This is a genomic window from Micromonospora sp. NPDC005413 (assembly GCF_040606435.1).
Taxonomy (GTDB): Bacteria; Actinomycetota; Actinomycetes; order Mycobacteriales; family Micromonosporaceae; genus Micromonospora.
The window spans coordinates 61,695-85,006 of record NZ_JBEXEV010000014.1; the positions used below are offsets into that span (position 1 = coordinate 61,695).

Annotated in this window: 23 protein-coding genes; 10 read left to right on the forward strand and 13 right to left on the reverse strand. The window is 74.2% G+C overall.

The annotated features are described in order from the left end of the window. Positions 1-74: 74 nt before the first annotated feature. The 9 genes from ABZS37_RS17375 to ABZS37_RS17415 form a co-directional block, all read right to left on the reverse strand. On the reverse strand, positions 75-476 hold the full coding sequence (locus ABZS37_RS17375) for a DUF3040 domain-containing protein (protein WP_354994868.1): 402 nt from the start codon (positions 474-476) through the stop codon (positions 75-77). A gap of 116 nt (positions 477-592) precedes the next feature. Beyond that, positions 593-1,852, reverse strand: a complete 1,260-nt coding sequence (locus ABZS37_RS17380; RefSeq protein ID WP_355170040.1) for a DNA polymerase IV — start codon at positions 1,850-1,852, stop codon at positions 593-595. A gap of 62 nt (positions 1,853-1,914) precedes the next feature. Then, positions 1,915-3,087 (reverse strand): nucleotide pyrophosphatase/phosphodiesterase family protein, encoded by a 1,173-nt coding sequence (locus ABZS37_RS17385; protein WP_355170042.1) that lies wholly within the window; start codon positions 3,085-3,087, stop codon positions 1,915-1,917. Beyond that, positions 3,084-3,854 (reverse strand): methyltransferase domain-containing protein, encoded by a 771-nt coding sequence (locus ABZS37_RS17390; protein WP_355170135.1) that lies wholly within the window; start codon positions 3,852-3,854, stop codon positions 3,084-3,086. Before ABZS37_RS17390 ends, ABZS37_RS17385 begins: the two co-directional genes overlap by 4 nt. After that, positions 3,851-4,027 carry a hypothetical protein gene (locus ABZS37_RS17395; RefSeq protein WP_167454721.1) on the reverse strand — a complete coding sequence of 59 codons (177 nt, stop codon included), beginning with the start codon at positions 4,025-4,027 and terminating at the stop codon, positions 3,851-3,853. Before ABZS37_RS17395 ends, ABZS37_RS17390 begins: the two co-directional genes overlap by 4 nt. Before the next feature lie 93 nt (positions 4,028-4,120). Further along, the gene (locus ABZS37_RS17400; protein ID WP_355170044.1) at positions 4,121-7,519 is read right to left on the reverse strand and encodes an error-prone DNA polymerase; all 3,399 of its coding nucleotides are present in this window, start codon (positions 7,517-7,519) and stop codon (positions 4,121-4,123) included. A 168-nt stretch (positions 7,520-7,687) separates the two neighbouring features. Then, positions 7,688-9,250 (reverse strand): DNA polymerase Y family protein, encoded by a 1,563-nt coding sequence (locus ABZS37_RS17405; RefSeq protein ID WP_355170046.1) that lies wholly within the window; start codon positions 9,248-9,250, stop codon positions 7,688-7,690. After that, on the reverse strand, positions 9,247-9,972 hold the full coding sequence (locus ABZS37_RS17410; RefSeq protein ID WP_355170048.1) for a hypothetical protein: 726 nt from the start codon (positions 9,970-9,972) through the stop codon (positions 9,247-9,249). The genes ABZS37_RS17405 and ABZS37_RS17410 overlap by 4 nt, the downstream gene beginning before the upstream one ends. Before the next feature lie 98 nt (positions 9,973-10,070). After that, positions 10,071-10,520, reverse strand: a complete 450-nt coding sequence (locus tag ABZS37_RS17415; protein ID WP_354994874.1) for an SAV_6107 family HEPN domain-containing protein — start codon at positions 10,518-10,520, stop codon at positions 10,071-10,073. A gap of 443 nt (positions 10,521-10,963) precedes the next feature. Here ABZS37_RS17415 and ABZS37_RS17420 point away from each other — a divergent pair, with 443 nt between their 5' ends. The 6 genes from ABZS37_RS17420 to crtI are packed head-to-tail and all read left to right on the forward strand — an operon-like array spanning position 10,964 to position 16,217. Beyond that, complete coding sequence (locus tag ABZS37_RS17420) at positions 10,964-11,452, forward strand: YbaK/EbsC family protein (protein ID WP_355170050.1); 489 nt, start codon at positions 10,964-10,966, stop codon at positions 11,450-11,452. Further along, positions 11,449-12,186, forward strand: a complete 738-nt coding sequence (locus ABZS37_RS17425) for a monooxygenase (RefSeq protein ID WP_355170052.1) — start codon at positions 11,449-11,451, stop codon at positions 12,184-12,186. The genes ABZS37_RS17420 and ABZS37_RS17425 overlap by 4 nt, the downstream gene beginning before the upstream one ends. Next, positions 12,183-12,734 carry a GNAT family N-acetyltransferase gene (locus ABZS37_RS17430; RefSeq protein WP_355170054.1) on the forward strand — a complete coding sequence of 184 codons (552 nt, stop codon included), beginning with the start codon at positions 12,183-12,185 and terminating at the stop codon, positions 12,732-12,734. The genes ABZS37_RS17425 and ABZS37_RS17430 overlap by 4 nt, the downstream gene beginning before the upstream one ends. Next, complete coding sequence (locus ABZS37_RS17435; RefSeq protein WP_355170056.1) at positions 12,731-13,594, forward strand: carotenoid biosynthesis protein; 864 nt, start codon at positions 12,731-12,733, stop codon at positions 13,592-13,594. Before ABZS37_RS17430 ends, ABZS37_RS17435 begins: the two co-directional genes overlap by 4 nt. Beyond that, the gene (locus ABZS37_RS17440) at positions 13,591-14,718 is read left to right on the forward strand and encodes a glycosyltransferase family 2 protein (protein WP_355170058.1); all 1,128 of its coding nucleotides are present in this window, start codon (positions 13,591-13,593) and stop codon (positions 14,716-14,718) included. The genes ABZS37_RS17435 and ABZS37_RS17440 overlap by 4 nt, the downstream gene beginning before the upstream one ends. 11 nt (positions 14,719-14,729) lie before the next feature. Next, complete coding sequence (gene crtI, locus ABZS37_RS17445) at positions 14,730-16,217, forward strand: phytoene desaturase family protein (RefSeq protein ID WP_355170059.1); 1,488 nt, start codon at positions 14,730-14,732, stop codon at positions 16,215-16,217. 27 nt (positions 16,218-16,244) lie between these two features. On the opposite strand, the gene ABZS37_RS17450 is transcribed toward crtI, so the two are convergent. Continuing rightward, positions 16,245-16,934 (reverse strand): CDP-alcohol phosphatidyltransferase family protein, encoded by a 690-nt coding sequence (locus ABZS37_RS17450; protein ID WP_355170060.1) that lies wholly within the window; start codon positions 16,932-16,934, stop codon positions 16,245-16,247. A 44-nt stretch (positions 16,935-16,978) separates the two neighbouring features. Beyond that, the gene (gene metF / locus ABZS37_RS17455) at positions 16,979-17,896 is read right to left on the reverse strand and encodes a methylenetetrahydrofolate reductase [NAD(P)H] (protein WP_355170062.1); all 918 of its coding nucleotides are present in this window, start codon (positions 17,894-17,896) and stop codon (positions 16,979-16,981) included. Positions 17,897-18,143: 247 nt separating this feature from the next. On the opposite strand from metF, the gene ABZS37_RS17460 reads away from it, so the two are divergent. Together ABZS37_RS17460 and ABZS37_RS17465 are read left to right on the forward strand one after the other, a co-directional pair. After that, positions 18,144-18,545 carry a helix-turn-helix domain-containing protein gene (locus ABZS37_RS17460; protein WP_355170064.1) on the forward strand — a complete coding sequence of 134 codons (402 nt, stop codon included), beginning with the start codon at positions 18,144-18,146 and terminating at the stop codon, positions 18,543-18,545. 9 nt (positions 18,546-18,554) lie between these two features. Then, positions 18,555-19,637: a polyprenyl synthetase family protein gene (locus tag ABZS37_RS17465; protein WP_355170066.1), complete on the forward strand. Its 1,083-nt coding sequence runs from the start codon at positions 18,555-18,557 to the stop codon at positions 19,635-19,637. A 134-nt stretch (positions 19,638-19,771) separates the two neighbouring features. Here ABZS37_RS17465 and ABZS37_RS17470 read toward each other — a convergent pair whose 3' ends face one another. Together ABZS37_RS17470 and ABZS37_RS17475 are read right to left on the reverse strand one after the other, a co-directional pair. After that, entirely contained in the window at positions 19,772-20,161 is a 390-nt protein-coding gene (locus tag ABZS37_RS17470; protein WP_354994885.1) for an Rv2175c family DNA-binding protein, read from the reverse strand. Beyond that, entirely contained in the window at positions 20,158-20,307 is a 150-nt protein-coding gene (locus ABZS37_RS17475) for a hypothetical protein (RefSeq protein ID WP_355170068.1), read from the reverse strand. The genes ABZS37_RS17470 and ABZS37_RS17475 overlap by 4 nt, the downstream gene beginning before the upstream one ends. Before the next feature lie 42 nt (positions 20,308-20,349). Between ABZS37_RS17475 and pknB the strand changes: the two genes are divergently transcribed. After that, entirely contained in the window at positions 20,350-22,338 is a 1,989-nt protein-coding gene (gene pknB / locus ABZS37_RS17480) for a Stk1 family PASTA domain-containing Ser/Thr kinase (protein ID WP_355170070.1), read from the forward strand. 1 nt (position 22,339) lies between these two features. Further along, positions 22,340-23,212, forward strand: coding sequence for a deoxyribonuclease IV (locus ABZS37_RS17485; protein WP_355170072.1), 873 nt, complete (start codon positions 22,340-22,342; stop codon positions 23,210-23,212). Positions 23,213-23,312 lie beyond the last annotated feature (100 nt).

Consider the following 23,312-nt stretch of genomic DNA (forward strand, 5'->3'; position numbering starts at 1 on the left):
ACCGAGGTCGCCGGGGGCTATGCCCGGCGACCCGCTCGTCGCGGCGTACGGCCCGCCTCAGCGGCGGGGCCGGCTCAGCGGTGCCCCTCCGGGCGCTGCCGCCACCTGTCCTCCATGCGGTCCAGGAGCGACGACCGGCGACCGGATCGGCCACCACCGCGGGAACGGCGACGACTCGTCGTGCCGCCCACCACGTGCAGGTCGGGTGACTGCGCCCTCCGGTGCGACTGCACCGCGAACGCGGCCGACGCCAGCATGACGACGAAGCCCGCCACCGCCAGCGGTGGAGTCTTGATCACCGCGCCATAGACCAGTAGAGCCAAGCCAGCGATTATCACGCCGGCGGCGACGAGCAGGCGACGCCGCGCATGGAAGCGCGGATCGCTGGCGCGCACGGCCGAGGCGAATTTGGGGTCCTCGGCAAGCGACCGCTCGATCTGCTCGAACAGCCGCTGCTCGTGCTCCGAGAGCGGCACGGCACTCCTCCCCGGTCACGTTGGTCGGGCCCACTCGGGCCGACAGACCGTGGCAGCCAACCGGCTGCTTACCCGCAAGTCTACGAGGGGGGTCGCGCGTCGGAAAGCGGGACGACCTACGGGTGGGGTGGATTTTCGGTTCGGCGGGGATCACGGTCGCCCATCAGACTGGCCGGACCTATGACGGACCGCCCGAAACGGGCAGCAGCGGCGTCCGCGGCAGCTTCCGCTTCCCGCCAGCCGTGTTCGGGCGCGCCGAGGGTGAGCTGCCGGGGCGCGCCCTGCGCCGAGGCGAGCCCTTCGACCCGGACACCGACGAGGCGGATCCTCTCGCCCGGGTCCAATGCGGTGTAGAGCGCCCACACCGTGTCGAACATCTCGCGGGCGGTGTCGGTGGGCACGTCGAGGGTGCGGGAGCGGCTGACGGTGCGAAAGTCGGCCAGGCGGACCTTGAGTGAGACGGTGCGCCCGACCTGCCCGGAGCCCCGCAAGCGGACGCCGACCTTCGCGCTGAGCGCGAGCAGGGCACGGCGGATTTCCAGCGGGTCGGCCACGTCGACGTCGAAGGTCACCTCCGCGCCGATCGACTTGTCGACGTGCTCGGGGCTGACCTGGCGCGGGTCCCGTCCCCAGGCCAGCTCGTGCAGGTGCGCCGCCGAGGCGGCACCGACCGCGCGGCGGAGCATGCCCACCGGCGCCTCGGCGAGGTCGCCGACGGTGGCCAGGCCGAGCCGGCGCAGCGCCTCGGCGGCACGCTCCCCCACCCCCCACAGCGCGTCGACCGGCAGCGGGTGCAGGAAGTCGAGCACCTGCCCGGGTGGCACGACCAGCAGGCCGTCCGGCTTGGCCCGGGTGGAACCCAGCTTGGCCACGAACTTGCTCGGCGCCACCCCGACCGAACAGGTCAGCGCCTGCTCGTCGGCGACCCGGCGGCGGATCAGCCGGGCGATGGTGGCCGGGGAGCCGAAGAGCCGGCGGGCGCCGGTCACGTCGAGGAACGCCTCGTCGAGGGAGAGCGGCTCGACCAGTGGGGTGACGTCCCGGAAGATCTGCATGACCGCCCGGGAGGCGGCGGTGTAGGCGGTGAATTCCGGTGGCAGGTAGACCGCGTGCGGGCAGCGTGCCCGGGCCTGGCTGGTCGGCATCGCGCTGCGCACGCCGTACCGGCGGGCCTCGTAGCTGGCCGAGCTGACCACCCCGCGCGGCCCGATGCCGCCGACGACCACCGGCCGGCCGCGCAGCTCGGGTCGGCGGCGCACCTCGACGGCGGCGAAGAAGGCGTCCATGTCGACGTGCAGGATCGGACTGCCGGAGTCGTCGGCGTCCGGCCCGAAGCGCGGATCGTCGCCCCGGGGCAACGACTGACTGCGGCCCATCCCGGCAGGTTAACCCGGCGGTACGACACCACCAGCCGTCGGCGGGCCGGACCGTGCGCCGGTCAGCCGCGCACGACCAGCAGCGGCACGGTCAGCTCCGCGGCGGTGTCCGACCCGTGGTACGCCACCAGTCGCGACGCCATCGGTCGTTCGGTGCGACTGGCCATGACCGCGTACGTGTCGTTGCAGGTCACCACCACGTCGCCGATCCGATCCAGGTGCTCCTCGGGCACCGGCCCGAACCAACCGGTGGCCACCACCTCGTCACGGGTGTGTACGCGCGCCGCGGCGCCCAGCACCTCGGACCAGGCGGCCCTCACGTCGTCGACCGCGCCCGGCTCGACGTGCAGGTAGCGGACCCGGGCCTCACCGGCCACCAGCCGCACACCGGCGCGCAGTCGCGGATCGGTGTCCAGGTCGAAGCGGTGCGCGGCGGGAATGTCGAGCTGGCCGTGGTCGGCGGTCACCAGCAGCGCCGCGTCCGGCGGCAGCCCGTCGACCAACCGGGCGAGCAGGGTGTCCACCTCGGTGGCGGCGATCCGCCAGGGCGCCGAGTCGACGCCGCTGAGGTGGCCGTGCCGGTCCAGGTCGGCGTGGTAGCCGGAGACCAGGGTGGGCCCGGAGCCGGCGGCCAGCGCGGCCAGCATGGTGGCGGCCACCGCGTCCCCACCGGCGGCGCCCCGGAAGTCACCGCCCCGGTTGGCGGCCAGGGTCAACCCGCTGCCACCGAACTCCGGCCGGCTCACCACGGTCACCGTCACGCCGGCGGCGCGGGCCCGCTCCAGCTGGGTGGGCACCGGCTGCCAGCACAGTGGCGACGGGTCGGCGGCCCAGTCGGTGTGGGTGAGCACCCGATCGGTGCCGGGCACCCGCACGGTGAAGCCGAGCACCCCGTGCGCGCCCGGCGCGACTCCGGTGCCCAGCGACACCAGACTGGTGGGGGTGGTGGACGGGAAACCGGCGATGAGCGGCCGGGCCACCGTCGCCGCCAGCCCGGCGAGGGTCGGCGCGTACGGCGCGGCGGTCGGCAGCTGGTACCAGCCAAGCCCGTCGACCAGCAGCACAGCGATCCGGCGTACCCCGGCCAACGCGGGGACGAGCCCGAGGGGGTCGGCCGCGCCGGGCACGCCCAGCACGGCGAGCGCGCTGGGCAGCACGTCGGCGAGACGGCCGCCGCCGTGGTCCGGGCCGAGGACCTCCAGCGGCGCCGGCGCACCACCCGACTCGGCGATCATGCCGGCCGGCGGGCGAACAGGTGCAGTTGGGCGGCCAGGTCCCGGTACGGCGTTTGGGCGGCCAGCGCACGTTCCAGCTCGACGAGGGCGGCGGACTGCCCATCGGCGACCGCGGCCGGCAGCAGGTCGGCCAGCACGCGTACCCCGTGGATCTCCTCGACCACCAGCCCGGCGGCGCCGAGCAGCGCGGCGGCGCCGGGGGCGTCGTAGCGCCGGCGCAAAGTGTCCCGTGGCCCGGCGGTGCCAGCCGGATCGGCGGCCAGCGCGGCCGCGACGTCCAGGTGCCCGTTCATCGCGCGGCCCAGCACGGCGGCGGCCCGTCCGGCCACCAGAACACTGGCCGCACCGCCGGGACGCAGCGCGGTGGCCAGCGCGGCCACCACCGGCGTCGGATCGTCGACCACCTCCAGCACGGCGTGGCAGAGCACCAGGTCGATGCCGGCCGGCTCGACCAGCCCGGCCAACGCGTCGCCGTCGCCCTGGACTGCGGCGATCCGGTCGGCCACCCCGGCCTCGGCGGCCCGGCGGGTGAGTGCGGCCAGCGCGTCGGGGCTGGCGTCGACCACGGTGACCCGATGGCCGGCGCGGGCCAGCGGGACGGCGAAACCGCCGGTGCCGCCACCCACGTCCAGCACGGTGAGCTCGGCGTCGCCACGCCGGTCCAGCTCGGCGCGGAGCACCGACCAGATCACGGCGGTGCGGGGTGTCAGCGGCGGCCCGGCGAACCGGCCTCGGGTCTGCTCCACCTGGTCGAGCCTAGTGGTCAGGACTCGGTGCCCTCGACCTCGTCCTCCGCCCGGGACCGGCGCTCATTGGCCACCGGACCGTTGGTCACCTCGTACTCGCGGGGGTCGGCGAGGTGCGATGGCACCCAACCGGCACCCAGCCGGGTCCGCCGGGCATTGGCGATTCCACCGGTGTACGCGTGATTCCCCGTCACTGTCATTCCCCCTCATGGATCACGGGCCGCTCTGCCCGCTCGGGAGGAGTCTCCCGCTCAACGGCGCAGGAAACCGTAATGTGGATCACTCTGTCAGCGGAAGTCACGGGAAGCGGGACTGACCGGTGGCTCGATGGCGTCCAGTCGGTCGGCGACCAGGTTGGTCACCCCCTCGTGCCGCTCCAGGCGCCCCCGGACCACCAGCGCGGCGCTGGTCCGGGCCACCCGCCGGTAGCGCTGCCACAGCCCCGGCGAGCAGGTGACGTTGAGCATCCCGGTCTCGTCCTCCAGGTTGAGGAAGGTGACCCCGCCCGCGGTCGCCGGGCGTTGCCGATGGGTGACGATGCCGCCGACCCGGATCCGTTGCCCCGGCTCCACCCGGCCGAGCCGGGCGATCGGCACCGCGCCCAGCACGTCGAGCTGACCCCGGATGAACTGGGCCGGATGGCTCTCCGGTGACAGCCCGGTGGCCCACACGTCGGCGACCAGCCGATCCACCGCCTCCATCCCGGGCAGCGTGGGCGCCGCCGCGCCGGTCACCGTGCCGGGCAGCCGGCCCGGCCGGTCCTGGGCAGCCGCGCCGGCGGCCCACAACGCCTGCCGCCGGGTCAGCCCGAAACAGGCGAAGGCGTCCGCGGTGGCCAGCGCCTCCAGCTGCGCGGCGGTGAGACCGACCCGCCGGGCCAGATCAGGCATGTCACGGTACGGCCCACCGGTGGCCCGTTCGGCCTCGATCCGCTCGGCCACGTCGGCGCCGAGGGTCCGTACGCTGGACAGGCCGAGTCGGACGGCCGGGCCGCCCAGCCCCCAGGCGTGCGGTGGCTCCCCCGGCCCACTGCCCCACCGCGTGTCCGGGGTGGACTCCAGCACCGCCTTCGCCCCGCTGGCGTTGATGTCCGGACGGCGGACCTCCACCCCGTGCCGACGGGCGTCGTCGACCAGCGTCTGCGGGGAGTAGAAACCCATCGGCTGGGCGTTGAGCAGCGCGGCCAGGAACGGCGCCGGGTGGTAGCGCTTGAGCCAGGAGCTGGCGTAGACCAGGTAGGCGAAGCTCATCGCGTGGCTCTCCGGGAAGCCGTAGCTGGCGAACGCGGTGAGCTTGCGGTAGACGTCGTCGGCCAGCTCACCGGCGATGCCCCGCTCGGCCATCCCGGCGTAGAGCCGATCGGCGATGCGGGTCATCCGCTCGACCGACCGTTTGGCGCCCATCGCCCGGCGTAGTTGGTCAGCCTCGGCCGCGTCGAAGCCGGCCAGGTCGATGGCGAGCTGCATCAGCTGCTCCTGGAACAGAGGCACGCCCAGGGTCTTCTCCAGGGCGTTGCGCATCAGCGGGTGCGCGAAGGTCACCGGCTCCTGGCCGTTCTTACGCCGGATGAACGGGTGCACCGAACCGCCCTGGATCGGGCCGGGCCGGATCAGCGCCACCTCGACCACCAGGTCGTAGAACTCGCGGGGCTTGAGCCGGGGCAGGGTGGCCATCTGGGCGCGGCTCTCCACCTGGAACACCCCGACCGAGTCGGCCCGGCAGAGCATGTCGTAGACCTCCGGGTCGTCCAGGGTCATGTCACCCAGGTCGAGCCTGGACCCGATCATGTCGTAGCCGTAGTGCAGGGCGGAGAGCATGCCGAGGCCGAGCAGGTCGAACTTGACCAGGCCCACCGCGGCACAGTCGTCCTTGTCCCACTGGAGCACGCTGCGCCCGGGCATCCGCCCCCACTCCACCGGGCAGACCTCGATCACCGGCCGGTCGCAGATCACCATGCCGCCGGAGTGGATGCCCAGGTGCCGCGGGAACGTCTGCAACTCGTTGGCGTACTCCACCACCTGCTCGGGGATGTTCTCGACGTCGACCGTGGCGACCGAGCCCCACCGGTCGATCTGCTTGCTCCAGGCGTCCTGCTGCCCCGGTGAGTAGCCGAATGCCTTGGCCACGTCCCGCACCGCGGACCGGGGCCGGTAGGAGATGACGTTGGCGACCTGAGCGGCGTGCTCCCGGCCGTAGCGGGTGTAGACGTGCTGGATCACCTCCTCCCGGCGGTCGGATTCGATGTCGACGTCGATGTCCGGTGGGCCGTCCCGCTCCGGGGCGAGGAACCGCTCGAAGAGCAACCGGTGCCGGACGGCGTCCACGTTGGTGATCCGCAGGGCGTAGCAGACCGCCGAGTTGGCCGCCGAGCCCCGGCCCTGGCAGTAGATGTCCTGGTCACGGCAGAACGTCACGATGTCGTAGACCACCAGGAAGTAACCGGGGAAGCCCAGCTCCTCGATCATGTTCAGCTCGTGGTCGAGTTGCGCGTACGCCGCCGGGTGCGCCTGCGGCGGCCCGTAGCGCTCGCGTGCCCCGTCGGCGGTCAGCTTTCGCAACCAGCTCATCTCCGTGTGCCCCGGCGGCACCGGGTACGCCGGCAGCTGCGGCGCGACCAGCTGGAGGTCGAAGGCCAGCTCGGCGCCGAACTCCGCGGCCCGAGCCACCGCACCCGGGTACGCGGCGAACCGGGCCGCCATCTCCGCGCCGCTGCGCAGGTGGGCGGTGGCCGCCGCGGGCAGCCAGCCGTCGATCTCGTCCAGGCTGCGTCGGGCCCGGACGGCGGCGACAGTGGTGGCCAGCCGACGCCGGCCAGGGCTGGCGTAGTGCACGTTGTTGCTGGCCACCGTCGGCAGCCCGGCTGCGGCGGCCAACTCGGCGAGCGCGTCGTTGCGGTCGGCGTCGACAGGGTGACCATGGTCGGTCAGCTCCACCGCCACCGTCTCCGCGCCGAAGAGCGTGGTCAGCCGGTCCAGCTCGCGGGCCGCCGCGTCCACGCCCTCGGTGAGCAGCGCCGCCGGCACGTGCCCCTTGCGGCAGCCGGTCAGCACCAGCACATGGTCACGCAGTTCCTCGGCGACCTCCTCCAGCTCCCCGTAGACCGGGCGGCCCTTCTCCCCGCCGCGCAGCTGGGCGCGAGCGATGGTGGTGGCCAGCCGGGCGTACCCCTCATGGCCGTGCGCGAGCACCAGCAGGTGCGCGCCGTGCGGATCGGGTTCGCCGTTCTGCGGGCCGGGCAGCCCGAGGGAGAGCTCCGCGCCGAAGATGGTCGGCAGGCCCAGCGTACGAGCCGCCTCAGCGAAGCGGACCACCCCGTAGAAGCCGTCGTGGTCGGTGACGGCGAGCGCGGTGAGCCCCAGCCGGGCCGCCTCCTCGGCCAGCTCCTCGGGGTGGCTGGCGCCGTCGAGGAAGCTGAAGTTGGTGTGCGCGTGCAGCTCCGCGTAGGGCACCACACCGTCGGGGCGGGTCAGCTCCGGCGCCTCGTAGTGCTGGCGCTTACGGCTCCAGGCCGGGGAGTCGCCACCGTCGGCGTCCACGGCGAGCGGGTCCACCACGTGCAGGTGCCGCTCCTCGCGCGACCGCCCGCCGCCGGACCCGCCCGACCTGCCGGAGCCGCCGGACCTGCCGGAGCCGGAGAGCACCTGCTCCAGCTCCGACCAGGGCATCTTCGGGTTGTGAAAGCTCATCGAGCCGCCCCCACGGGTGGCCGGATCCCGATGGTTGGCTCGGCCGGTGAGAGGGTCGGTGAGCGATATACCTGAGAGTCATGAATATGCCTGACAGGCATATCGCTCGCCGGGGCATCCGCCTCCGGCATGGAGCGGACCGACCGCCCCGGGCGGGACAGGACCAACTCAGTCATAGATCGCCTCCACCAGCCACTGCCCGGCCTCGACGGCGAGCAGCAGAGCGGTGCCATCGGCGAGGCCGACCTGGAACCGGGCCCGGCGGCGGGCCTCGGCCGACGCCCACCAGCGCTCGTCCACCGGCCACGGGCCGGCCCAGCCCACGATCTCCGCCGGTCGGCCGGTGCCGACCACCAGCCGGGCCGGTGGCGCGCTCACCGCCAACCGGGCGCTGATCACCACCGGCTCGCCAGCGGCGTCGTGCACCGTGGCCGCGAGCGGGCTGGGCAGCACCACCGCCGGTGCGGGCGCCGGGAGCCGACCGGGCCACGGCGGAGCACCGGGACGGGCGGGGAGGCGTTCGTCGCCCCACGGCACCAGTCGCACCTGGTCAGCCGGGGAGCGCCCACCGCCGAGCACCGCGGTGACCACCGCTTCCGGCCCGAGGATGCCCTGCACACGGCTCAACGCCCGGTGCGCCCGTTCCCGCTCCTCGCCGGTCTCCCCCCAGAGGCCGGCTTGCAGACCGGCCTGGGCGATCACCCCGTCCGGGATCAGTCGCAGCCGGATGATGCCGGCCGTCGGTCGGGCCGGTCGGGCGCCAGCGCGGCCGTTGCTGCCGGAGAGCCAGCCGTCGAGCTGCCAGCGCACCCGGTCGGCGATGGCCGCGGCGGTGAGCAGGCCATCGTGCCGCCACACCCGGTGCAGCTCCTGCCCGTGCTCGGTGACCGCCTCGATGCCGAGCCGGGTGCAGGCCAGCCCGTGCCCGGCCAGCCGCTCGTGCAGTTGCTCAGCCAGCGCCCGGGCCACGAACGCCGCCGCGTCGACCCGGTCGATCGGCTCGTCGTGCTCCGTGGTCACCGTCAGGTCGGCCGGCGGCTGCCGGACGGCGAGTGGGCGGTGGTCCCGCCCGGCGGCCAGCCGATGGGCCAGCGCACCGTCGAACCCGAACCGGGCCAGCACGTCGCCCGCCGGCAACGCGGCGAAGTCGCCGAGGGTACGCACCCCCAGCCGGCGCAGCAGGTCGGCCAGCGCCGACCGGCCAAGCGCCTCGACCGGCAACCCGGCCAGGAACTCCGGTGTCCCGCCCGGTGCCACCACCCGGCCGGCTCGAGCGGCCAACCCGGCCGCGAACACCCCGTCGGCGATGCCGACCTGACTCTCCACCAGGCACGACTGGGCGACGTGCTCGATGATCCGCTCGGCGGCCGCCTCCTCGCCGCCGAGGTAACGGCTCGGCCCCCGGGCGGCCACCGCGCAGGCGCCCGGACGGACCACCTCGACGCCGGCCACCAACTCCTCCACCGCGGCGACCACCGGCTCGAACGCCCGGGCGTCCCGGCCCGGGTCGTACTCCACGACGGTGAGCTGCGGGCAGCGCCCCTGCGCCTCCCGCTTGCGCAACCCTCGGCGCACCCCCTCGGCGCGGGCCCGCTCGGAGCAGGCGACCACCCGGTTGGCGTGCAGCACGGCGACCGGGCCGGTCGCCGGCACCCCGTCGACGATCTCGGCGGCGAGCACCGGCCAGTCCGGGCACCACAGCAGCAGGGTCCGTGCCGGCGAGCCGGTCACCCCTTACCGACCAGAGCGAGGGGCGTGGCCGGTCGGCCCACGGTCGACGGCGTCGCCCGGGGGATCACCCGGGTCAGCTCGTCACCCGGGAGCCAGACCTTGATCTCCTTGGGTCGGGCGGCCGCCCCGCGCCCGCGCGCCGAGACGGTGACCTCCCGGCGGCGCAGTCGCCCCCGGCCCTGCCCGAGCCCTTCCCAGACCCCACGGACCACCTGCAGTGTCACGTCCGCGCCGTCCCACCGGCCGTACGGGACGAGCACGCTGCCGCGCTGCCGGGCCCGGGCGGCCAACCGGGTGGCGACCGAGGTCGAGACCGTGGCCGGTACGGCGGTGACCACGACGTCCACCCCGTCGATCAGCGCGGCGATCACGGTGGCCCACTCGGGGCCGGGATTGGGCACCAGGGCCAACCGGTCCAGGGCGATGCCCAGCTCAGCGGCTGCGCCCGCACCGAACGTCGGCACACCGACCACGGCGCACCACGAGCCGGCCCGGGACGCCTCGGCGAGCAGGGCCAGCATCAACGAGGTGCCACCGCTGCGCCGGGGCTGACCGGCGGCGACCGCGATGGTGCTGCCCCGGCGCAGGCCGCGGTTGGGCAGCAGACCGGTCAGCTCGGGCACCACCGGCAGCACCCGGTGGCCCCCGACCGGGTCGGGTGCGCTCGCCGGGCGAACCAGATCGGCCAGTGCGGCGGAACCGACCACCATGCGGCCCGCCATTGGACCAACCCCCCGTCGTTGCTGTGGAACAGATCAGGACCGGCACGCGCCACCGGCCGTCCGGCTCCCCCCGCAGGGCGGCCGGTGGCGCGGCGGGGTCAGGCGGCGAGGCCGTCCAGGGCCGGTTGGTGGGCCACGCCGAGCGCGGTCTCCACCACCGTGACGAACTGTTCGGCCGCACGGAGCAGATCGTCGGCCTCCCGGGCGCTGACCACCCGGGGGATGCCGGCCTCGGCGGCGGCGCGCTTGCTGGCCCCGGCGGCGAAGAACCGGGCCCACTCGTCGAGCTCCGGAGCGACGGCGCAGAGGAGGACCCAGACGCTGGTGATCCGGTTGCGTCGGCTCGGCGCGGGCCGGGCACGGGCGGCGAGCAGGGCGGCCGCCGCGCGCAGCGCCGCCAGGTGGGCAGCCGCGTAGCGCAGGCCGTCAGGTCGGGTCTGGCTGGCCTCGACCAGCCCACGCCGGGCCAACGTGAGGAGCTGCGCGGGGGTGCGGTGCGGCAGCACGTGCGCCGGCACCGTCGGTGCCTGAGCCGGATTGGTCGGCATGGGTGTCTCCTCCACATGGCCGGGGCGTCGCCTCGGCGCGCTGGTGCCGCCGATGAGACTCCGAGGTCGGGTGGTGCGGAGGAAGACGCACCGGGTGTGGCCGGCCGGGTGTGGATGCTTCCCCACACCACACCCGGCCGGCGTACCGGCGGGTTCGTCGCCCGCCGCCCGGGGGTCGTGGGCGGCGGGCGACGCTCCTGCCTGTCGGGACCAGGCTCGCGACTGCCCGGAAACCCAGGTGCGGCCCGCGGAGCCGCACCGGCCGGAACTGGCGCCGCGAAACGCCGCGCTCCGGCTGGTTGGAACGGGCGTTCGAGGCAATCGAACACTCGTTCTAACTGCTGCTGACAGTACACCTCCCCTCCGACGAAAATGCAACGTGTGACGCGCCGCCCGGTGCACCGGGGTGAACCCGGCAACCGCAGACCGGGAAGAATGGCCGGATGCAGCCACACCCGAACGTACGGGCGGTGCAGGACGCGCTCGACGGCACCGGCGCGCGCGACGGCGCCGGTGAGCCCAGCACGGTCCGCCTGCTTCCCGACGCGGTGCACACCGCCTCGGCGGCCGCCGAGGCGCTCGACGTCGAGGTCGGCCAGATCGCCAACTCGCTGATCTTCGACGCGGACGACGCGCCACTGCTCGTGCTCACCTCCGGCGCGCACCGGGTCGACACCGCCCGCCTGGCGGCGTCGATCGGGGTCACCCGGCTGCGCCGGGCCACCCCGGAGTTCGTCCGGGCGCACACCGGGCAGCCGATCGGCGGGGTCTCCCCTCTCGGGCACCCGCACCCGCTGCGCACCCTGGTGGACACGGCGCTGATGGCGTACCCCGAGATCTGGGCCGCGGGTGGCGTGCCGCAGGCGGTCTTCCCCACCACCTACGCAGAACTGCTGCGAGTCACCGCCGGCACCCCGGCCGACGTTGCGTGAGCACCGTTCCGGAGCTGGTCACGCTGCACGTGTGGCGGACCTCCCGTGGCGCGCTGCCCAGGGCGCTGACCCGGATGGCGATGGACACGCGCCGGTTGCGCGCCCTCCCGGGCGCCAGGTTCGGCAAGCTGCTGGGCACCGGGACCGGCACCGGATTCGGGCCGGGGGACGCCGACCTGACCCGGTGGGCGGCGCTGACCGTCTGGGACTCCCCCGCCGCGGCGGCCGACTTCGACGACTCGTCGGTCGGGCGCGCCTGGGCACGCATCGCCCACGCCCAGGCACGGATCGACCTGCGCCCGCTGACCAGCCGGGGCGAGTGGTCCGGCCAGCGGCCGTTCGGCGACCCCTCGGGCGGCCGGGTCACCGGCCCGGTGCTGGCCCTGACCCGGGCTCGGCTGCGGGCCCGCCGGGCGGCCACCTTCTGGCGGGCGGTCCCCCCGGTGGCCGCCGCGCTGCGCGACGCGCCCGGGCTGCTGGCCCGGTTCGGGGTCGGGGAAGCGCCGCTGGGTTGGCAGGGCACGGTCAGCGTGTGGCGCGACCCGACGGACCTGGTGGCGTTCGCGTACCGTCACCCGGAGCATCGGGCGGCGATCATGCGAACCCCCACCGCGGGCTGGTACGCCGAGGAGCTGTTCGCCCGATTCGAGGTACGCGACGTGGTCGGCGACCGGATGGTGCTCGGGTGGGTCGCCGACGGCGATCCGGGAACGGTGAAGGGTGGACGGGCATGAGGTTGGTGCGCTGGACGCCGGACGATCTCGTCCGGCGGCTGGACGACGTGGTGGCCGTCTACGGCGAGGCGATGGGATACCGCACCGATCTGCTGGAGGCCCGGCGCGGCTACATCGCCACCCACGTCCGCCGGCCGGGTTTCCGGGCGGTCGCCAGCCTGACCAGTGAGGGTCATCTCGCCGGCTTCGGATACGGCTACCTGGGCGCCTCCGGCCAGTGGTGGCACGACCAGGTGCACCGGGCGCTGGATGTCCCGACCCGTAAGCGCTGGCTCACCCACTGCTTCGAGGTGGTCGAGCTGCACGTCCGGCCACCGGCGCAGGGGCACGGCCTGGGCACCGGCCAGCTGCGCGCGCTGCTCGGCATGGCCGAGGGCGACACCGTGCTGCTGTCCACCCCGGAGGCCGACGAGCAGACCTCGCGGGCCTGGCGGTTGTACCGGCGGTTCGGCTTCGTCGACGTGCTGCGCGACTTCCACTTCCCCGGCGACGAGCGACCGTTCGGCGTACTCGGTCGGGACCTGCCGCTCGAGCCACCGGTGTCATGACCCGGCGGATCTCCTGGACGCTGCTCGCCGTCCTCGTGCTCGCCCAGATCTGCTACCCCCTCACCACCGGCGCCACCCGGGCCGGGCTCACCGTGGCCACCGTCGTCCTCGGTTGGCTGCTCTCGGTCGGCCACGCGCTGCTCAGCCGGGGCCCGCGGGTCGCGGCGGCGCTGGTCGCGGTGGCCACCGGCGGCGGGTTCGCGATCGAGGCGATCGGGGTGGCCACCGGTGTCCCGTTCGGCAGCTACGACTACTCCGGCGAGCTGGGCCCCAAGCTGGTCGGAGTGCCGCTGATCATTCCGCTGGCCTGGACCTGGATGGCCTGGCCGGCCTGGCTGGCGGCGGTCCGACTGACCCGTGGTGCGACCGCCCTCGGCGACGGAGCAACGGGCGGGTCGGCGGTCGGGCTGCGGGTACGGCGGATCGCGCTGGCCACGGTGGGGCTGGCCGCCTGGGACCTCTTCCTCGATCCGCAGATGGTGGCCGAGGGCTACTGGGTCTGGCGGAACGCCACCCCGGCGCTGCCCGGTCTGCCCGGCATTCCGGTCAGCAACTACCTGGGCTGGCTGCTCTTCGCGGTGCTGATGATGAGCGCGCTGCGCCCGTTGGCCGGCCCGACCGCCGGGCACACCGACCAGCGGGATCACCCGATGATCGCGCTCTACCTGTGGACGTACTTCTCCAGCATCCTGGCCCACGCGGTCTTCCTGGACCTGCCCGCCTCGGCACTCTGGGGCGCGGCCGGCATGTCGGTGACCGCCGTACCGCTGGCGGTGACCCTGCTGCGCGCCCGCCGGGGCCGTGACTCCGGCCGGGAGGACCACGCACCGCACCGCACCGGCGTCGACGCGACCCGATGACCGTCCTGCTCGCCCTGCTGATCGCCGTCGCCGCGTTGACCGCGCACACCTGGCTCAACGCTGCCCACTGGCTGCGCCGGCCCACCGACCGACCGGACGAGGTCGACGAGCCGGTCGCCGTGCTGCTACCGCTGCGCGACGAGGCCACCCGGGTCACCGGATGCCTGCGCGCCCTGCTCGCCCAGCGCGGCGTGCCCGGGCTGCGCATCGTGGTCCTCGACGACGGGTCCACCGACGGCACCGCCGACGTGGTCCGCGCGATAGCCGGCGACGACCCCCGGGTCACGCTGCTCACCGGGGTCGCCCCGCCGCCGGGCTGGCTGGGCAAGCCACACGCCTGCTGGCAACTGGCCACTCGGGCCGACCCGGCCGCCACCGCGCTGGTCTTCGTCGACGCCGACGTGGTGCTCGCCCCGCACGCCGTGGCCGCGGCCGTCACCGAGCTGCGCGCCGCCCGCGCGACGCTGCTGTCGCCGTACCCCCGGATCGTGGTGGCGACGGCGGCCGACCGGCTGGTGCAGCCACTGCTGCAGTGGCTCTGGCTGACCTTCCTGCCGCTACGCGCGATGGAGCGTTCGCCACGGCCGTCGCTGGCCGCGGCGGGCGGCCAGTTCCTGGTGCTGGACCGGGCCGGCTACACCACCGCCGGCGGGCACGTCGCGGTCGCCGACAAGATCCTGGAGGACGTCGAGCTGGCCCGGGCGGTCAAGCGGTCCGGTGGGCGGATCGCCCTGGCTGACGGCTCCCGGCTGGCCACCTGCCGGATGTACGACGACTGGCCGCAGTTGCGCGACGGGTATTCGAAGTCGCTCTGGGCGTCGTTCGGGCACCCGGGCGCCGCGGCGGCCGTGGTGGCGTCGCTGCTGCTGCTCTACACCGCCCCGCCGCTGATCGCGCTGGCGGGTCTGGCGGCCGGCGCGCCGGGGGTGGCCGCCGTGGGCCTGGCCGGCTACCTGCTCGGCGTGGCCGGTCGGGTGCTCACCGCACGGGCGACCGGGGGCCGGTGGTGGCCCGACGCGCTCGCACACCCCGTGTCGGTCGTGGTCCTCGGTTGGTTGACCCTGCGGTCGTACCATCTGCGGAAGCGACACCGCCTGACCTGGCGGGGCCGCTCGGTCAGCTAGGAGGGCGAGGCATGGCGCGGATCGTGGTCATCGGTGCCGGGGTGGGTGGCCTCGCCACCGCCGCCCGGCTGGCCGCCACCGGGCACCAGGTGACCGTCTTCGAGCGGGCCGGCACGGTCGGCGGCAAGCTCGGCCGGTACGCACACGACACCCCGGCCGGGTCGTTCCACTTCGACACCGGGCCGAGCCTGCTCACCCTGCCCGAGGTCTTTCAGGACCTGTTCGAGGCGACCGGGGCGAAGCTCGACGAATACCTGGACCTGGTCCCGCTGGACCCGATCGTCCGGCACGTCTTCCCGGGCGGCGGCCCGACGTTGGACTCCTGCGCCGACCCGGTGGAGTTCGCCACCCGGATCGGCGCCGCCTTCGGTGACCGGGCGGCAGCCGACTGGCAGCGGCTGTGGCACCGGGCCGCGCGCGTGTGGAACGCCTCCTCGCGGGACATCCTGCGCCGTACCGTCGACTCCCCCCGCGACCTCGCGTCGCTGGCCTGGCGCGTCGGCGATCTGGCCGCCATCGCCCCGGGCCGCACTCTGCGCGGGTTGGGCCGCCGACACCTGTCCGACCCCCGGCTGCGGATGCTGCTGGACCGGTACGCCACCTACACCGGCGCCGACCCCCGCCGGGCACCGGCGGCGCTGGTCGCGGTCCCGTACGCCGAGTTGACCTTCGGCGGCTGGTATCTGCGCGGCGGGTTGGGCACACTCGCCGACGCGTTGCTGACGCGCTGCCTGGACCTCGGCGTGGTCGTGCGGACCGACGCCACGGTGACCCGGATCGACGCCACCGGCGGCCGGGTGCACGGGGTACGCCTCGCCGGCGTCACCGCGCCGGTGCCCGCCGACGTGGTGGTGGCCAACGTGGACGCGCTCACCGTCTACCGTGACCTGCTGCCGCACCCGCGGCGGCTGGCCGGGTTGACCGACCGCAGCCTCGCCGGCTTCGTGCTGCTGCTCGGCGTCTCCGGCAGCACCGGGCTGGCCCACCACAACGTCTTCTTCCCCGACGACTACGACGCGGAGTTCGACGCGATCTTCGGCGACCCCGGGCGCGGCGTACGGGCCCGCCCGGCGGCGGACCCGACGGTGTTCGTCACCGTGGCCGACGACCCGATGGTCCGTCCGGCCGGACACGAGGCATGGTTCGTGCTGGTCAACGCCCCTCGGCAGGGCACCGCGGCGGGCGCGGTCGACTGGCGACGCCCGGGGCTGGCCGACGCGTACGCCGATCGGGTCCTGGACGTGCTGGCGCGGCGCGGCGTGGACGTACGCGACCGGCTGCTGTTCCGCGAGGTCCGCACCCCGGCCGACCTGGACGCGGCGACCGGCGCGCCGGGTGGCTCGATCTACGGCACCGCCGGTGGGCTGCTCCGCCCCGCCAACCGGGGCCCGGCGAGCGGGCTGTGGCTGGTGGGCGGCTCCACCCACCCGGGCGGTGGATTGCCGATGGTGACCCTGTCCGCGCAGATCGTCGCCGATGAGATCGGCCCCGCCTGGTAAGACGGGCCACTCAGCAGGACGGGCCGCTCACTCGGCGTCGAGCAGGGCGCGCCGGATGCTGGAGAGCAGTTGCCCCAGGCCGAACCCGGCCAGCAGCACCCACACCGCGGTCGCCATGGTGATGGTGCCGGCGGCCAGGTCCGGCTCGATCAGCCCGGCCAGGCCGGCGACCAGCAACCCGGCCAGCGCCACCGAGACCCGGGTGGGGCGTTCGCCCACGGTCACCGCGCCGATGTCGCGCATGCCGGCGGCGACCGCCCGGGCTCGGACGTACTCGTGCAGCCAGGACAGCGCGCCGCCCGCGACGACCAGCGCGCCCGGCGCGCCCATCAGCCAGAACGCCAGCAACCACGCCACCTCACCGAGCCGGTCGGCGACCGAGTCGTAGACGTAGCCGAGCCGGGTGGTGCGGCTGGTGGCGACCGCCACCGCACCGTCCACGCTGTCCGCCACGGCGGCGAGCAGCACGAACAACGCGCCGAGGAACGGCCCGTCGCCAGGCCGGGTCACCAGCAACGGTACGCAGAAGCAGAGCAGCACCCCGGCCACGGTGACCGCGGTGGGACTGACCCGCAGCCGGCCCAGCACGTACCCGACGTGGTACGCGAACCGCAGCCAGGCGCGTACCACCGGCGCTGCGACCCGCGGGTCGAACCCGCCGTGCAGCCGCGCCCACGCCGTGGCGTACTGATCCCAGTTCAGCTGTGTGCCCACCACGGATCAACCGTCGTGCTGGGCATCAGGTGTCGCCAGCTCAGCGTTCACACCCGCGCGCCGGCCTTCAGGTTCTGCCAGACCTCGCGCGTCGCGGTGGACCGGTTGAGGGTGATGAAGTGGATCCCCGGCACACCCTCGTCCAGCAGCCGGCGGCACATCTCGCTGGCGTGCTCGACGCCGAGCCGGCGGACCGCCTCCGGATCGTCGGCGACCCGGTCGAAGCGCGCCGCCAGCGCGGTCGGGAAGGGCGCCCCGGACAGCTGCACGGACCGCTCGATGGTGCCGATCTGGGTCACCGGCATCACACCGGCCAGGATCGGGGTGTCGCAGCCGGCGGCGGCCACCCGGTCACGCAGCCGCAGGTAGTCGTCGGCCTCGAAGAACATCTGCGTGACCGCGAACTCGGCGCCGGCCCGGCACTTGCGGACGAAGTGCGCGGTGTCGCTGGCCACGTCGGGCGAGCGGGGGTGCTTGTACGGGAAGGCCGCCACACCGACGCTGAAGTCACCGGCGTCGCGCACCAGGCGCACCAGGTCCTCGGCGTAGTCCACGCCGTCCGGGTGGCGGATCCACTCACCGCCCGGGTTGCCCGGCGGGTCGCCGCGGACGGCCAGCACGTTGCGCACCCCCACCCCGGCGAGCCGGCCGATCACGTGTCGCAGCTCGGCGACGGAGTGGTTGACCGCGGTCAGGTGGGCCATCGGCAGCAGGGTGGTGTCGGTGGCGATCCGCTCGGTCACCGCCACGGTGGTGTCCCGGGTCGAGCCGCCAGCGCCGTACGTGATCGACACGAACGACGGGCGCAGCGACTCCAGCTCGCGGATGGCCTGCCAGAGCAGCCGCTCCCCCGCCTCGGTCTTGGGCGGGAAGAACTCGAACGAGAAGGTCGGCTGGCGCTCACGGATGAGCTCCCCGATCGCCGGCTGCGGGTTGGGGAGTACCGAGGGAAGACCGAGCGCCACGACCCGACTCTAGCGGGCGATGCCGCCACGACCCAGGCGCTTCCCACCTCGGCGGCCCCTGCCGCCCCGCGCGCCCCGGCCCGGCGGGCGGGAAGGCGTCGTACCCCCGAGGTAGGAATGGGTGGCGTGGGAGGGGCGGCGGGGGCGGTCCCGGGCCCGCGCGGGGGTCAGCAACCGAGCGGTGACGCCGGTCCCGTCCGGTCGGACGGGTGGGTCGTCACCGCACCGACGCCCGCCGGGAGGACCCATGACCCCGACCGCATCGCCGCGCCCAGCGCAGCTCGGGCCGCTGCTGGCCCGGTGCCGGCTGGCCCGTGGCTGGAGCCAGCAGCGCGCCGCTGCCGAGTTGTGTGCCGCCGCCGGGGTGCCGACGTTGAGCCGGCACGAGGTGTCCCGATGGGAACGACAGCGTCGCGTCCCCGGCGGGTTCTGGCTCGGCTGGCTCGCCGTCGTCCTGGACGTGCCGCTGGTGGCGCTCGCCGAGGCCGCCGCGGCCACCCGTCGGGCCGGCTCGACGCGGGCCACCGGACCGGGCCGCGCCGCGGTGGCCGGCGCGCGACCGGCCGGGCGAACCGGCCCGGGCCGCACCGGCGGGCGGCCCGGCGCGACTACGCGTGGCGGTGGAGCGCTGATCACGGCCACCCGCTAGCGTCGTGGCGTGACCCACGCTGCTCCTGTGTCTCCCGTCGACCGTGCCGGCCTACGGGAGCGGGTCGACAAGGCCCTCACCGAGTTCCTGGCCGGCCAGCGGATCCGGCTCGCCGCGGTGGACGATGCCCTGGTCCCGGTGGCCGAGGCGATCGAGGCGTTCGTGCTCGGCGGCGGCAAGCGACTGCGTCCAGCCTTCGCGTACTGGGGGTTCCGGGGCGCCAGCGGGGTGGACGGCGACCAGGTGATCACCGCCCTGGCCGCGCTGGAGTTCGTCCAGGCCAGCGCTCTGATCCACGACGACCTGATGGACCGTTCCGACACCCGCCGCGGCGAGCCCGCGGTGCACCGGCGGTTCGCCGCGCGGCACCGGAAGGCCGGCTGGGGCGGTGACCCGGACGGCTTCGGCGATGCCGCGGCCATCCTGCTCGGCGACCTCTGCCTGGTCTGGTCCGACGAGCTGCTGCACTCCGCGGGGCTGGACCTGCCGTCGTTGGCCCGGGCCCGGCCGGTCTTCGACGAGATGCGCACCGAGGTCACCGTCGGGCAGTACCTCGACGTGCTGACGCAGGTCACCGGGGACACCTCGGTGGAACGGGCCAGCAAGATCGCCCGGTACAAGTCCGCGAAGTACACCGTCGAGCGTCCGATGCTGCTCGGTGCCGCGCTGGCCGACGCGACGGCCGACGTGCGGATGGCCTACTCGGCGTACGGGCTGCCACTGGGCGAGGCGTTCCAGCTCCGCGACGACGTGCTGGGGGTCTTCGGTGACCCGGCGTTGACCGGCAAGCCGGCCGGGGACGACCTGCGCGAGGGCAAGCGCACCTATCTGGTGGCGGCGGCCGTGGAGGCCACCGACGACGCAGGCCGTGAGCTGCTGCTCAGCCGGCTCGGCGACCCGGAGTTGGACGAGCAGGGGGTGGCCCGGCTGCGCGAGCTGATCTCCGCGAGCGGGGCGCTGGCCCGCACCGAGCAGCGGATCGTCACGCTCACCGACGCCGCCCTGGCGGCACTGACCGCCGTCGACCTGGACACCGAGGCCCGTCAAGCCCTGGTAGACCTGGCCATAGCCGCAACCCGCCGAGCCGACTAACCCACCCCACCCCACACCCGCCCCCGGCCCGCGCCCCCGGCCCCGCCTCACAGCGCGTCGATCATGAAGTTAGCGGCGTCCGCGTCGGCGTGTCGCGCCGCTAACTTCATGATCGACGGGGGGAAGGGTCGGGGTTAGAAGCCGAGTGCCTGGGCCCGGCGCTTTACCTCGCGGGCCTGGTCGCCGGAGAGTGCGGCGGCTGGAGTGGCGCCGGGGAGGGTGTCGTCCGGCTCGTAGAGCCAGCGCAGGGCCGCCTCGTCGTCGTAGCCGTTGTCGGAGAGCAGGTTGAGCACGCCGGGCAGGTGCTTGAGCGCGACCTGGTTGGCAACCAGGTCGGCCGGGACACGGCGGATGCCGTCGCGGCGGACCGCCAGCAACTCCCGGTCACGGATCATCTGGTGCACCTTGCTGATCGACACGTCGAGGCGCTCGGCGACGTCGGGCAGGGTCAGCCAGCCGGCCGGATCGGTGGGTCCGGCGAGCTCCAGGCCGGGCACGGCCGGGTCGGGTACGGGTTCGGTCACCCGACCACCCTGCCACGCCGCCGCCGCGACGAACCACCGGCACCCCGGAAGGTCGATCGGAGTCCGCTCTCCTGACCGTCGCTGACCAGCGGATGAGGGTCGGCGAGCGCGGTGGGGCGGACCAGTTCAGCGTCCGGCTGTAGCATCCTGTTCAACCTTCACCCCCTGGACACATAGACTGCCTGCCGATGGACACACAGGTCGCCGACACGTTGCTGGGCTCGCTGATCGACGGGCGCTACCGCATTCGCGGTCGCGTGGCCCGTGGTGGCATGGCGACCGTGTACACCGCTACCGACGAACGCCTTGAGCGCACCGTCGCTGTCAAGATCATTCACCCGACCCAGGCGCCCGAGGCCCGTGCCCGGATCGCCAACTTCGTGGCCCGGTTCACCGACGAGGCGAAGACCATCGCCCGGCTGACCCACCCGAACGTGGTGGCGGTCTACGACCAGGGCACTCACGCCGGTCTGCCGTACCTGGTGATGGAGTACGTCCGCGGCCGTACGCTGCGCGACGTCCTGGCCGAGCGACGCCGGCTCAATCCGGACGAGGCGCTGGCCATCGCCGAGCAGATGCTCGCCGCGATCGCCGCCGCGCACCGGGCCGGTCTCGTGCACCGCGACGTCAAACCGGAAAACGTGCTGGTCGCCGAGGCGCCCACCGGCGGCGTCGCCAACCTGGTCGACAGCGTCGTCAAGGTGGCCGACTTCGGGCTGGCCCGGGCGGTCGAGGCGAGCGCCGACGAGGAGCAGGGCAACCAGCTGATGGCCACCGTGGCGTACGTCGCCCCGGAGCTGGTCACCGAGGGCCGTGCCGATCCGCGCACCGACGTCTACTCGGCCGGCATCGTGCTGTTCGAGATGCTCACCGGCCGCGTGCCGTACGACGGGGACCGCCCGGTGGACGTCGCCTGGCAGCACGTCGACCGGGACGTGCCGACACCCTCGACGCTGGTGCCCGGCCTGCCGCGGGTCCTCGACGACCTGGTGCAGCGGGCTACCCGGCGCGATCCCGACGCGCGGCCCGCCGACGCCGGCGCACTGCTGGCCGAGGTGCAGGTTGCCCGGGACCGCCTGGGCGACGCCAACAGCCATACCGCCGTACTCCGCCCGATCAGTGGCGACGCGCCACTCTCCCAGCCGACCATGATGGTCGCCACGGTCCGTCCGCCAAACCGCCCGGCCTGGGCGCGGCTGCCCGAGGGTGGCAGCAGCCAGGGGCCGGGTCGACGTCGGGCCGCCCCGGAGCCGGCGGATGGCCTGGGTGCCCGGCTCGCCGCCCTGCGCAGCACGGTGCTGGGCAACTCCCACGGCCGGCTCGCCGTCGCGGCCGTGGTGGTGGTGCTGGGCCTGGTGGCCGCCGTCGGGGGTTGGTGGTTCGGCGTCGGCCGTTACACGGCCGCCCCGCAGCTGGTGAGTCTGAGCAAGGCCGACGCGCAGGCGCAGGCCGACCGTGTTGGGCTCATCCTTAAGTACGGTGAGCCGCGCTTCGACGAGAAGGCCCCGAAGGACAGCGTGCTGGGGCAGAGCCCGGCGTCGGCCACCAAAATCGTCAAGGGTGGCACGATCACCCTGACCCTCTCCCTCGGCCCGGAGCGCTTCCCCGTGCCGGACGTGATCGGCAAGGAGTTCGAGCTTGCCGAGGCGGACCTGGTCAACGTGAAGCTGGTGGTGGCCAGGGGAGCCCCCCGTTACGACGACAGCCTTCCGGCCGGGGTCGTGGTGGACAGCTCCCCCAAGGTGGGCGCCGAGGTCAAACCGGGTGCGAAGATCACCCTCATTCTGAGCCGGGGCAGGGCGCCGGTGACGGTGCCGAACCTGGTCGGCAAGAACCTGACCGAGGCCCGGACCACCCTGGCCCAGCTCAACCTGGTGCCGGTGGAGACCTACAAGGACTCCGACAAGCCCAAGGACGAGATTCTCGGCCAGAGCCCGGCCGACGGTGCCGGCGTGGAGAAGGGCACCCAGGTCAAGCTGGATGTCAGCAAGGGCCCACCGCTGGTCGTCGTGCCCCGGGTGATCGACCTGCCCTGCCAGCAGGCCAAGCAGGTGTTGGAGAGCCAGGGCTTCCCGGTGGCGATTCAGGTGAACCCGAACGCCGTGGTCCGCTACCAGATCCCGGGCGAGAATTCGCAGGTGCCGCCGGGCACCCAGGTCACCATCGGGTGCCTCTGAGATGCCGGTGACCCGCTCCCGGCCGGTCGGCACGCACACCTCCACCTCCGGTGGGCTGGCCAAGGCCGCCCTGCCGTACGCCGACGCGACCGGTGCCCAGGTGGTGCAGGTCTACGTCTCCAACTCGCGGGGCTGGGCGCTGCCCAGCGGTGACCCCGTGCAGGACGCCCTGTTCCGCGAGGGCTGCGCCGAGCGGGGCATTCCGGCGTTCATCCACGCCTCGCTGCTGGTCAACCTCGGCTCGCCCACCCCGGCCACGGTCGAGAAGTCGGCGCAGACGCTGGCGCACGCGCTGCGTCGGGGTGTGGCGATCGGCGCTCGGGCGGTGGTGTTCCACGCGGGCAGTTCGGTGGACGAGGGCCACGCCGAGGCGGCGATGCGACAGGTCCGCCAGGAGTTGCTGCCGCTGCTCGACTGGGCCGCTGACACCGGCGGGCCGATGCTGCTGGTCGAGCCGAGCGCGGGCGGCGGCCGGTCACTCGCTTCCCGGGTGGAGCAGCTCGGGCCCTACCTGGACGCGGTGGACCGGCACCCCATGCTCGGGGTCTGCTTCGACACCTGCCACGCCTGGGCGGCAGGCCACGACCTGGCGGCCGAGGGCGGCATGACGGCGACCCTGGACACGCTGGTGGCCACGGTGGGTGCGGACCGGTTGCGGCTGGTGCACGCCAACGACTCGAAGGATCTGTGCGGTTCCACCCGGGACCGGCACGAGAACATCGGCAAGGGCACCATCGGCGAGCCCGCCTTCGCCGAGCTGATGGCCCACCCAGCCACCGCCGGTGTCCCGATAGTCGTGGAAACCCCGAGCGAGAAGCACGTCGGCCACGCCGCCGACATCACCACCCTCACCCGCCTAACCCCACCCTCCTAACCCGGCCCCTGAGGGTGCGTGGCAAGACCCCTCATCGCGTCGATCTAGGGAAAATCGTCGCTAGCTGATCTCCAACCACGACGATTCGCCCTAGATCGGC